The sequence below is a fragment of the Paenibacillus sp. IITD108 genome (genome assembly GCF_036541265.1).
In the GTDB taxonomy this organism is placed as follows: Bacteria; Bacillota; Bacilli; order Paenibacillales; family Paenibacillaceae; genus Pristimantibacillus.
The window spans coordinates 99,524-111,221 of the sequence record NZ_JAZHCT010000016.1; the positions used below are offsets into that span (position 1 = coordinate 99,524).

The 11,698-nt window shown below is 42.1% G+C and carries 10 protein-coding genes; 7 read left to right on the plus strand and 3 right to left on the minus strand.

Features of this window, described 5'->3' with window-relative positions:
• Window positions 1-46 precede the first annotated feature (46 nt).
• Together V1L65_RS15520 and V1L65_RS15525 are read right to left on the minus strand one after the other, a co-directional pair.
• Window positions 47-2,323 carry a preprotein translocase subunit SecA gene (locus tag V1L65_RS15520; protein WP_331700096.1) on the minus strand — a complete coding sequence of 759 codons (2,277 nt, stop codon included), beginning with the start codon at window positions 2,321-2,323 and terminating at the stop codon, window positions 47-49.
• A gap of 17 nt (window positions 2,324-2,340) precedes the next feature.
• Window positions 2,341-3,309, minus strand: coding sequence for a helix-turn-helix transcriptional regulator (locus V1L65_RS15525; protein WP_331700097.1), 969 nt, complete (start codon window positions 3,307-3,309; stop codon window positions 2,341-2,343).
• Window positions 3,310-3,418: 109 nt separating this feature from the next.
• Here V1L65_RS15525 and V1L65_RS15530 point away from each other — a divergent pair, with 109 nt between their 5' ends.
• Window positions 3,419-3,913, plus strand: a complete 495-nt coding sequence (locus V1L65_RS15530; RefSeq protein ID WP_331700098.1) for a GyrI-like domain-containing protein — start codon at window positions 3,419-3,421, stop codon at window positions 3,911-3,913.
• An 86-nt stretch (window positions 3,914-3,999) separates the two neighbouring features.
• A complete protein-coding gene (locus V1L65_RS15535) occupies window positions 4,000-4,464 on the plus strand; it encodes a phage tail protein (RefSeq protein ID WP_331700099.1) in 465 nt (154 codons plus the stop codon).
• A 208-nt stretch (window positions 4,465-4,672) separates the two neighbouring features.
• Here V1L65_RS15535 and V1L65_RS15540 read toward each other — a convergent pair whose 3' ends face one another.
• The gene (locus tag V1L65_RS15540) at window positions 4,673-6,031 is read right to left on the minus strand and encodes a catalase (protein WP_331700143.1); all 1,359 of its coding nucleotides are present in this window, start codon (window positions 6,029-6,031) and stop codon (window positions 4,673-4,675) included.
• A 178-nt stretch (window positions 6,032-6,209) separates the two neighbouring features.
• Here V1L65_RS15540 and V1L65_RS15545 point away from each other — a divergent pair, with 178 nt between their 5' ends.
• From V1L65_RS15545 to V1L65_RS15565, 5 genes are all read left to right on the plus strand, one after another.
• Entirely contained in the window at window positions 6,210-6,797 is a 588-nt protein-coding gene (locus tag V1L65_RS15545) for a uracil-DNA glycosylase (protein ID WP_331700100.1), read from the plus strand.
• A gap of 1,540 nt (window positions 6,798-8,337) precedes the next feature.
• Complete coding sequence (locus V1L65_RS15550; RefSeq protein WP_331700101.1) at window positions 8,338-9,351, plus strand: HNH endonuclease; 1,014 nt, start codon at window positions 8,338-8,340, stop codon at window positions 9,349-9,351.
• A 51-nt stretch (window positions 9,352-9,402) separates the two neighbouring features.
• Window positions 9,403-9,912 carry an SMI1/KNR4 family protein gene (locus V1L65_RS15555; protein WP_331700102.1) on the plus strand — a complete coding sequence of 170 codons (510 nt, stop codon included), beginning with the start codon at window positions 9,403-9,405 and terminating at the stop codon, window positions 9,910-9,912.
• A gap of 470 nt (window positions 9,913-10,382) precedes the next feature.
• Window positions 10,383-10,859, plus strand: a complete 477-nt coding sequence (locus V1L65_RS15560; RefSeq protein ID WP_331700103.1) for a GNAT family N-acetyltransferase — start codon at window positions 10,383-10,385, stop codon at window positions 10,857-10,859.
• Between the two features lie 70 nt (window positions 10,860-10,929).
• Entirely contained in the window at window positions 10,930-11,631 is a 702-nt protein-coding gene (locus V1L65_RS15565; protein ID WP_331700104.1) for a hypothetical protein, read from the plus strand.
• Window positions 11,632-11,698 lie beyond the last annotated feature (67 nt).

The following is an 11,698-nucleotide window of genomic DNA, read 5'->3' on the forward strand; positions in this document are numbered from 1 at the left end:
TTTTATGCTTTAAAATCAAAACGGAGTCAACAAACGGTCTTAGAAATCAAAATTTTTCCCACCCAAATACTGGCCTCAAAACCCTGCGCATCCAATAAGCAATTATCATTCCTGGGTTCCATGAGCCGCGACTATGCTCCATGTATTGATCGTTGATGGTATAAGTCCAGGTGGATGTAGGGCTTTTCAGCCCAAATTTTTCCCACTCCGCAGGATCATTCGAACCTCCGAGCTTTGCGAGCATTTTTACTGACTCTCTATTTATTTTAGCCGGAATTTGCTCGTATGCCCGGATGATTTGAACATGAAATTCGTCGATCGGATTGCGGTTAACAAGACCCTCCAAGTGGATGCCTTCGCGAATGTAAGAAACGTATGCCAGATGGTCAGCCCAGCACTCGTCGATATAATAAAGCCGCACGCGCTGCTCCGAAGGGCTCATTGGCGTCTCGCCTTTCAAAATTTCGAGCCGCTCCCCGTATAGAATACGCCTCTGTTCCTCCACCATATCCGAATAACGGTTCAGTTCCTGGCGGATATGGAAGTTTTGGCCCATAATGACGCGCTGAATATGTGCAATTTTGCTGCTGAGTACTGACTCTTCGAGAGCTTCATCCTGTCTAAGATTGCGAATTGCTTTATCGATGCCGAACTGAAGGATCAACTCGTCCTCGAGGCTTACAAAAAATATGGAATCTCCCGGGTCGCCTTGGCGGCCGGAACGCCCGCGCAGTTGGTTGTCGATCCTTACACTTTGGTGGATATGCGTACCAATCACGTACAACCCGCCGAGCTTGGCAACCGCTTCTGCTTGCGTGGGGTTGCCGCCGCCGAGCCGAATGTCGACGCCGCGTCCCGCCATGTTGGTAGATACCGTCACGGCGCCGATTTCTCCCGCTTTGGCGATGATCTCAGCTTCTTTTGCGTCATTTTTCGCATTCAGAACATGGCAAGGTACGCCCGCAACCGCTAGCGCCTCCGCCAGCATGTCAGACTCCTCGACGCTAGACGTACCAATGAGAATCGGGCGTCCCATTGAATGGACGGACAAGATTTCTTGTATAAGCGCCTTAAGTTTGGCATATTTATGGGTATAAATCCGATGCGGATGGTCGATACGTATGTTTGGCCGGTTAGTCGGAATTTGCATGACCTGCAGCATATAAATATTTTCGAATTCCATTGCGGAAACGTGTGCGGTGGCGGTCATGCCGCAAATCTTTGGATATAGGCTAAGGAAGTGTTGAAGGGTAATCGTACCGAGAATTTTTCCGCCGGCCCTTGGCTGCAGCCCTTCTTTGGCCGAAAGTGCGGCTTGCAGACCGTCTGGCAAATGCCTGTTCTCCGCCACGCGGCCGGTATATTCGTCGATCAGCTCGATTTTACCGTCCCTGACGATGTAATTGACGTCTTTTTTCAATAACAATTCTGCATGCAGCGCGCAATTTAACGACATTAATAAATGACTATTTTGGCTTTCATACAAATTGCCGCATCTCAACAGCGATTCTGCTTTCGCTGAGCCTGCTTCATTTAAATAAACGTTTCGTTTGAACTCGTCAAAGTCGTAATGCTCATCTTGCTCGAGCTGCCTAACCACTGCTGCAAAACGAATGTCGTCGTTGCCGGAAAAGCCCGGCTCGCCGGCGATGACTAGCGGTACCCGCGCTTCGTCGAGAAGCAGTGAATCCGCTTCGTCAACAATGACATAGTGGAAAGGACGATGCACGGTATCGGCTTCGTTTAGTGCGATCGTGTCGCGCAAATAATCGAATCCTGCCTCTTTGGCCGTAACATAGGTTATATCTGCAGCGTAAGCTGTTCGTTTCTCGGACAAGCTCATGCCCGCTTGAACCGAGTCTACTGTTAACCCGAGGAAACGATAGATTGGACCCATCCATTCCGCATCTCGATTTGCTAAATAGTCGTTAAAGGTCAGCACATGAACGCCCTCGCCGGTCAGCGCGTTAAGATAAGCAGGCATAACAGCAGAGAGTGTTTTTCCTTCACCAGTATGCTGCTCGATCAAAAATCTCTCGTGCAAAGCAATGGCCGCCATGATCTGGACATTATAAGGCTGTAAACCGAGCTTTCTCTTCGCTGCCTCGCAGACTAGCGCATAAGCATCGACAAGCAGCTCATCCAAAGGCGTACCCGATTTTGCTTCTTTTTTCAGCCGGAGGGATTCCGCTTGAAGCTGCCCATCGTTCCATGCTTCTAAATTCCGTTTTCTGATAATCTCCACTTTGTTCTGATAGACCTTTAACTTATTCCGGGTCTCGCGGTCTTTGAATTTTTGCATCAACTCGACAGCTATATTCATAAAAATTTAGTCTCCCCTCAGTTTAATTGGCAAAGTAAGCTTAATCTCTCTCGTAAGCCTTCTAAAACTTCATCCGGTACTTCCCTGAACTTGATATCCTCACCAAGAAAAAGCAGCCAACTTGTTAGTTCGATTAATTCTTCGGGCATATTAACATTGACAAAAGTCTTTAGAATGGCTGTGGTTTGATAAGGATTCGTATAGGAAATCGTGATTTTTAAAGGATGATATTTTTTGAACTGGGCAATCGCTTTTGGACCAAGTTCAATAACAAGATTGATATCTTCTTGCTGTTTACTTATTTTTTCTAAAATCTTTTTCTTACTTAATCTATTTTTTGTTGGATAGGGTTTGACATCTATAAGATGATCGACAGGAAAGATTTGCTTCTTTTCTTCTTTTAAGTTAAAGCCTTCAATCAGCCAAAAGCTTTTTTCACGATAAAGGTTCATCAGATAAATGGGGTAAAATGTTATTACATTCTCTTCATTGATGGCAAGCAATAAATAGCGATCCAAAAGAAGGGTTTGGATGAGTTTTTCTAATATGGGATGGGGAAGGTCTGAAAGTTCAAGCAGGTCGGGATTATTTGGGTTGGTCCCTTCAAAAAGCAATGTTTGATTTAAAAGAACTAGGTCATCTTGCTGGTTTTCCGAAATAAGACCTAGTAATTTTTCAGCTAAAGACTGACGGCTCTTTAGATAAGGAAGTTGTTGATTTCTTGTCGCCAAAAAGGCAATAAAAAGGGCTTTGACTTCATTGTCGGTAAAGCGAACGACGGGCAGGACAGAGTTTTGCATGACAAAATAGCCCCCGTCCCTTCCCACTTCAGAGACGAGTGGCATCCCCATGGCTTCAATTTCTCTGATATCTCGAATAGCGGTCGAACGGGAGATATTAAATTCCCGCATAATTTCAGATATTGTAAAATAGGCGCGGTTGTTGATATACCGCATGATGATATTAATTCGTTCAACTTTTTTCATCAGGACTCCTAAACAGTATCACTTTTTGACATGATTTAAGGTTATCATAAACTCATCAAGTGAAGAAGATAATATTAAAAAAATTTAAAAAAAAGGAAGGTTTTTGAATATGGCGAATTATTTTTTAGAAGAAAAAGACAGCTTTACCGTTGTAAGTATTGGAACTGAGCTTAAGAGTCAATATACAGACTTTGCTGGCATAAACAAGGAAAAGTCAGACTTTTGGCAAGCCGCTAGCCAAGATGGAACACTTGACGATTTAAAAGCACTTGCAACAAATGACTACGTTTTTATTGTGAACGAAGCAGTGAATAACAAGATGATGCATTATGCTGGCGTTATGTCAGAGGCACCGGCACCAGCAGCAGGAGAATCTAGAGAATCCAGAGTGGTTCAATTTCCTAAGGGGGAATACCTGGTTGTTAAAGGAGAAGGGAACACTATTGAAGAATTGAGTAATACTGTTACGGGCATTGCGTTTGGTCAAGCCTTGCCTGAAGCAAATCATGTTGCCTATGTTGGCGGTCCAAATGCAGCGGTTGTTATGGGACAGCGAGACGGCTTGTTTTATGGCGAAATGTGGATCCCTGTTGTTAGAAAATAAGAGATATGTGAATGCTTCAGTTGTAGGTTGCCCGAGGCAGGTTCTGATAAGAAGGGAAGCTCACAAAACTTTTAGGAGGGATGCATATGTCCTATATCGTTGATTTTAAAAATGTGTCTGCGATTGGTTTAGAGTCTTCACCTGTAGCAGAAACGCTTGCTGGTTTACGTGCTAACGAAGCCCGTTACTTTATGAATAAATACAAGCATGAATTTGCGGTTGTACCAGCCAGCGAAAGCCAGGAGACCGTTGATTATGTGAACCGAATTTTGAAAGAAGAACGGGATATTGAGTTTGCAGCCAAACCTTTAGAAACGTCGCGTTTTCAAGTGGAAAATATCAAAATGGCCTACGTCTTTTATGAGGATGGTCTTGAGGTCAACGTTATGTATACAGTTGATGAACCTAAGAAGAGGGCCGTTGGCTTTAAGCTTTCTGAGGGGATGGAGATACCTAAGGAGTTAGAAGAGAAGTTTAAGTTTGCCAGGCAGAAGTCTAAGCTAGCTGGAACTATTCGGGGCTCGTTTTTTGTAATTAAAGGAGAATATTAAAGAAAGCCAAAGTGAAGATGCGCAAGTTATTGAGGCTTGACCCCGTGTTGACTTCAGACAAAATACATTGCAAGGGTGTAGAAGCCCTGTGGCAGCGATTCTTTCCCTATTTGATCGGGAAAGAATCGCTGTTTCGGTTTTTATCCGAAAATGGAATTTAGAAAACACATACTGGTGAACTTTATCAAAAGTAAAGGCAAGATTTTGCTCAATGTGATTCGTAGTGCAGGATCTTTTGTGCGACACGTTCTCCAAGCTCAGGGGACGCTTGGTACAGGTAGCCGAGGACGGTTTTTTGCGTCTCGGGTGATATGACGGCCAGTTCGATGGCTATGTTATCTACCAGGTGCTCTTGCTGTAATGGGGCAAGCGTATGATAATACTGGCCAGCTTGTGTAAAGTCGTCTTGCTTGGGAATGGCGGACCGCACGAGGTGACCTTCAACAAATCTTCCATTGCCGCTGGTTACAAGGGAATCGGGCGTCCAGTTCTGCTGATGATTAATTGGAATCTTGCGGAAATCCGGACCAAGACGCCTTCGCTCCGAATCCCAATAAATATTTGCGCGGCCCTGCAGTATTTTATCGTCCGATAACTCTGCGCCTTGGAGCAGGTTGGAAGGAGAGAAAGCCAACTTTTCTACTTGTTCCATATAATTATCCGGATTTCTATTGAGTACTAATATTCCAACCGGGAGCAGCGGATATTGCTGCTCATCCCATACCTTTGTACTATCCAATGGATCATAGGGGAGAACGGACTCGTCTTGAGGGTTCATAAGCTGTACATAAAGCCCGTATTCAAACGTTTTACCCGTATTCAGCGCATCGAATAAGTCCTTGCCGGCATAATCCGGATTCTCGCACGCGAGTCTGGCCGCTTCTTGACGGTCGATATACTGCACCCCTGCAAGAGGCAACCAATGATATTTCACGTAAGTGCGGACCCCTTGAGCGTTTTTCCAGACGAAAGTATTGACGCTGTGCCCCGGGATGTGTTGAAGACTTTTGATTGTGCCCGAGTCGGAGTAGAGCCGGACTAGAAAGCTTGTCGATTCTGGTGTTCGGGCGACGAAGCTCCAAAATCGTTCCGGATCGATGAGGTTGTTAACTGGCGATGGCGAGAGCGCATTAATAAACTCGGGAAAGCGCATGGCATCCCGGACGGGGAACACAGGGATATGGTTAAAGACAAGATCGAACACACCTTCATTCGTATAGAACTTGGTGGAAAATCCGAATACGTTACGGGAAGTATCAGGCGTGCCTTTGTTGCTGACGGCAAGCGAGAATCTTACCGTGATGGGGACTTGCTGTCCCGGATTTTGCAAGAAACAAAGCTCTGTGTAAGCCGTCATGGCATGCACGGTCTGAAAGTAGCCGAATGCGCTATAACCTTTAGCATGCACAGGCCTTTCCAATATTTTCGAATGAATGAATGTCTCCAGCTTTTCATGCAGCACGCTGTCCTGTTCCAGTACAGGGCCTCGTTCCCCCACTGTCTGTGAATGCAAAGCGGGGTTATCTCTGGACCATTTGTTAGGGCCAGCTCCTTTGTTCTCGTACATCATCCAACCTCCCATGCCCACTTGTGAATTATGTAGATATATTAAAATGTATGAAGCGCTATTATGCGAATATGCCAGCACGGCGTCGAATAAGGCGTACCGGATAACGGCAAGTTTTTGTTGAGGGTGGGCATAATAGAGTCATTGTATGTAAATGGAAGGAGCTGCATGACTGGAAATGGATCATCCTTTTGTAATCTTACCTGAAGAACAAGCGCCAGAAGGTGTCGAGCATTGTGAGCTTTGTGAACTATCCAAGCAGCACAATCGTGTCATCTGGGGTGAAGGGAATTCGAAAGCCTCGCTAATGATGATTATGGATAATCCCGGTGCCCGGGAGGATCAACAAGGAAATTCATTTCTATGCGGTACCCGCGAAACTCTTCAATTCGGCATGAGGGAGGCAGGGATAGATACAAACGATGTTTATGTCACCTATTTGTTAAAATGCCGGCCGATGCGTGCCTACAATAAGCCTGAGGCTAGAGCGGCTTGTTTTCCACATCTGCAGATGCAGCTCCTGCAGAAGCAGCCGCTTGTTTTATTTGGTTTTGGCAATGTCGTAGCGGAAGCGGTATTCCCGGATAAGGAGAGCGCCAGTGTCAAGGAGTTACGAGGCAGCTGGCATGAGTTCCAGGGTACGCCAATCAGCTTCACTTATCATCCTCTTGCAGTTAGAAGACGGCCTAATCTGCTAAGGTTCTTTGTAGAAGATTTAGTATCTTTGAAGGAGAAGTGGAAGGAGATTCAACGCGCACGGATGTAGAATGGTGAATTTCTTTGAGGACTTGCCATTGGAGCGATGCGGAGAAATGCATTGTATTTGACGGTGAAGGAATGATTGGAGTTGACAATTAGTATAACGTATTACGCATATTTTACAATTAAAGCTGTAATCCTGTCTGTAGTCAGCGCCAAACGAGAAAGTCTGCAATTGTGACCCCTCCAGCGGCAGACCTATCGCTCTCCAGAGTTTAATTACTGAGTGTGATTTGTGCAGCTTATAAGTTCGCATTCAACTTATCGTTTATGTTTTGTAATCGAAGTATTTCCAAAGTGAAATTTAATATTAATATCTGGGACTAAATACTTTACGGTTAATTCGAGCAGTGCCCCATGGTAATTTGTTAATAATTTTAGTTCAAAGGAAGAATCTCATTGAGTTATTGATTCATTCTATGATCAAATAAACCTAGTGATTTACAACAATACTCGCAGTTTCGCTTGCTCTTTAAAGGTCACTGGGGAGATTATATCCCGAATCATTTTATTCCAATTTGTAATACCGTGTAACAAATGCAATCTGAGTCATTTAGCGCACACTCCTAATAATAACGATTTCCTAAAAATACACATTGGAGTGAGTATACTTCTTACATATTATTTTCCTTTTCCGTTACTTCTAAGTAAACAACCTCCTATGTGCCCGATCTATCACCCTTCAGTACTACCTTTCTTCACTTGGCCTTTTTCGGTATTTCATTTGGCTTGACCTAGCCACAGGTTGATGACTCGTCTTGGCTCAGTGATATTATTTCGCAACACCTTCCTTTTAGGTCTTTTCCCTTAATGAACCCAAACGCAGCCAAGGGGGGCGTGACGTATGGACACTGCCATGTTCTCCGAGACATTCCCACCTTGCTGTTCTAATCTCCCATCTTTTTATGTATAACCTCTCAAGCATGTGGAGTCGCGGGGGAAGACGCGATTTAATTACTTAATACCCCATAGCTACCGGGAAAGAGGATGAACAGAGAGACGATTAACAGTTACAGAGCGGAAAGGTGTTCTTTCACAAGGGCTTGAATATGGTTTCTGAATATATTAAAGCGTGGGTTGAACCGATCATTTGCTCATGTGCATTCTTATATACAAAGAATGCCGGAACTCTTCGAGGAATCCGGTGTTACAACCAACTAAACCCATTCTGTAAGGACTCATAAGAAATGTAATTCTCGCAACGGCATGGGCTTAGGAATCGTGTGAAAGCGCACACACGGTTGTCTGTATGATTTTCATTATTTAAGCCTTGCTTCTTAGAAAAAGTATTATTGATGTGTCATTAGAACTAAAAACAATTATTTACATCTTTAAATCAATATGCCAATAATGATGAATATATGGTTATTTTTTACTATAACTATATCGAAAATTAAATACATGGAGATATTTAACGATTTGTATAGGGACTAAAACTCTATTAACATTACCATAATTTTCATTTAAAGTTATTATGTATTAAAAATGTTTGGAAAAAGGGGGATAGCGGTAAATAAAAATAATTGAACTAAGGAGTGGAAGTAAAAGTGAAAAGAAGAATGTTGGTATCTGTATTTACTCTATTATTAGCATTAGTATTGGGTGTACTTCCTGTATTTGCAACTCCCTCAAATGAGTCAGTACAATCAAGGGATCATTTAGATCTTGCAGAATCATTAAACTTGTCTGCTGGAAGCTATGAAGAATTAGGATCGGATCCAAATGCCTCCAGGGATACATATTATTATATTGAATATTCTTCTGAGCAGAACTCAATAAATCCTTTAAAATCAGATGAACTTAATGTAACTGTTGTTCCTTCAAATGAACATCATAAATTTATTGAAAATAAGGAAAAAAAATATTTATATGAAAAAAACACACTATCAGTAAGCCCAAAGAATGCCGGTGGTATTCTTGTTGTTGTTTCACTTGATACAGAAGCATTTCCTAGAATTGTATCAGAAGCTAAAGTTATTAGTATTATCGGTGATAAACCAAAGGGATTGGAATTTCATACAACTTTTTACAGTAGCGATACTAGAAAGTTTAGTGGTTCCGCAAAAAGTTCTTCGTTTAAAAAGGAGTTCTGGAAGTCGGAAGTTAAAGTAGGAGCAACTGCCAAACACTATTACTCAGTAAGTGAAACTGGTTTTTATTATTCAGTCGCAAAACTGAAAATTCTTGACGGAACAATTATTGTATTGCCTGTTGCAGAGTATGATTTCCTGAGCAATATGATGCTTCTTAATTCAAAAGGAGTACCGTATCCTTATTACTATGATCCATATGCAAGTCGTATTATGCATGAACCTGCTTCTGCTTCATTACCAAAAGGATACAATCCTAATGTAAAATGGACAACAACAGAAAGAGAAGCATTTAAAGATGCTTACAATAAGACATATCCATTAAATACCATAAACTGGGCTGGGGAATATACTGAGGTTCATCATATAAAGCCAAGGAATAGATATGGTGATAATAGCTTTTACAATTTAATGCCTCTACCTAAAGCATTTCATAGGTCGGCCGTGAACCCATGGTGGTTGGCATATTAATTTCTTGGTATATAATGTAATAAAAGAAATTAAGGTGAAGGGTGAAATGTGATGATAGTAGAAAAAACGATAAAATCTTTGTGTGAGTTATATAAACACGGTACACGAAAAATTCAATGTGAAGAGGGGTTTGTGTATGACAGCGAACTTATATTTTATGAACCATCTTCAAGCGAAATTTCTCGTTTACTAGAGTCATATTCCCCTTTGCCTGAAGATTATTTGAAATTCTTAAGTATAACTAACGGATTTAGACCATTTTCGAATGTTGGATGTTCCGGGGAAATCGATATTTTCTCGATTGATGAAATTTTTAGAACCAATGAGCCTTATGATAATCCTTTTAAACTTATAGTTGCATGTGTATATGATGATAACATTATTATTGATATAGAAGCTGTAGCTAAAGGGAAGAACGATTATATGTACCTGACAGAGGGACCTTGTGATTTCGATGATGCTCGATCATTGTATTGTGACTTCCAGACATGGCTAGATCGATTTGTGATGTCTCAAGGTAATAAATACTGGACTTGGCGAGTAGAAGATCGTAAATATTGAACAAATGAATGGATTGCAAGAATGCTTTTTTCATAGAAAAATGTATAGTAACACCAACGAATAAGATGGGAGCAAAATCATTATCGTTTGATTAGCTCTCATTTTTTTACATTAAAATTAGTGAGAATAATTATCGACAAAAGGTAGTGGGAAATGGCTTACATAAGCTTTAGCATTTTGAGTTGAGTTCTTTGATTTTTCATCAGTCTTCCGTTGAGACTTGATGGGTGTATTGCTCGAGCATAACTGGTCTTCTGATAGAGATATTAGAGATAGGCATGCTGTGGCTTTGAATAAAACCGGCACAGATGTGCCGGTTAACCGCGTAAAAGGATAACTCCTAAAAAAGGCATGGATACATAATAGTCTATAAAAAAATTCGATATAAGTCTATTTCTTTTTTTGCGAAAATTGTATGTTATATATGCGACCGCGGCGCAAAACGATCCATGAAGGGAGAAGTCCTAGTTATGATTTCACTCAGAAAAATAACCTTGGAAAACCGGCGTGCCATATTTAATCTCGAGGTCTCGGAGAACCAACGCCGTTTTGTTGCGTCCAATTTGTCGAGCGTCGCTTCGAGTTATGTGCTGGCAACCAATGGAGGTCATCCGTTTCCGTTTGCCATCTATGCGGATGAGCAGCCGGTCGGTTTTGTTATGCTTACTTATGGAACTACCGGATACGATCAACCAGCAATCGCAGACGACAGCTATTGCATCCTGCGGCTCATGATTGACAGGCAGCACCAAAATCGGGGCTACGGCAGGGAGGCTATGACAAAGATTCTGGCATTTATTCGCACCTTTCCGGCTGGTCCTGCACAATACTGTTGGATTCCATATTCGGCCAATAACATTGCCGCCAAAAAGCTTTATGAAAGATACGGCTTCCGCGATAATGGAGAAATCTGCAATAATGAGAATATAACCGTTTTACGGCTTTAATTTGCTGGGAAAATTACGTAACTTTATTATGATCCTACTCGTTATGATTACTAAAAGGGGGCGAGAGATCATGTATCGAGTAATCGCAGCTTTGGTTATTTCAGCCATTTTTTTAGCGGGATGCGCCGAGTCCACGGAATCCTTTCAGGGTAATACTTGGGAAATTGGAACAAGTAGTGTTGTTGTCGACTGTTCAGATGAAGTAAACAAAGGGAAGAAAGGTCCGATCAACGCCATTGGGTATGGCTGTTCGGTCGAATATACAAGTAACACGACTTTTAAAGACGTAAATGGGAAGTCTATAACGATTAATGACTTAATACCAGGCTCCGAGGTAAAGGTTGTCCTTTCCAAATCCGTCAATATCCGACGAAATATAGAAAGTAAAAATCCTAAGCCGCTTATTGCAAAAGAGATTGTTTTACTAAAGCAAGCTGACATGTCGTCAAGGCAACCGTTTGATTTTAAACGCGATGAGGTTAGTAAGGCAACCATTTATATTGGCGGCGGCTCGAATGAAGTTATCGCTGAAATCGAACAAACGGAGCAATTGAACAAATTGTCTGAACTCCTTCATCATGCCCCTCCGTATTCGGGAGCAGCACCTGCTGATTGGAACTATACCATTGCGATCGAGTCAAAGGATGGAAGTGAAAGAGTAATAGTGGTAACGGGTAATGGTCATGTTTTTATAGATGAGTCTACAAAGCGTGCTTACTCCCTGGATAAGGAAAAGTTTAATGAGTTTGTTAGTGGCTTTCAAAACAAGTGATCGTTTTCAGATATCTTGCCATGCACCAATGAGCCCGTTAAAAACGGGTTGTTGAATCGCGACTTCT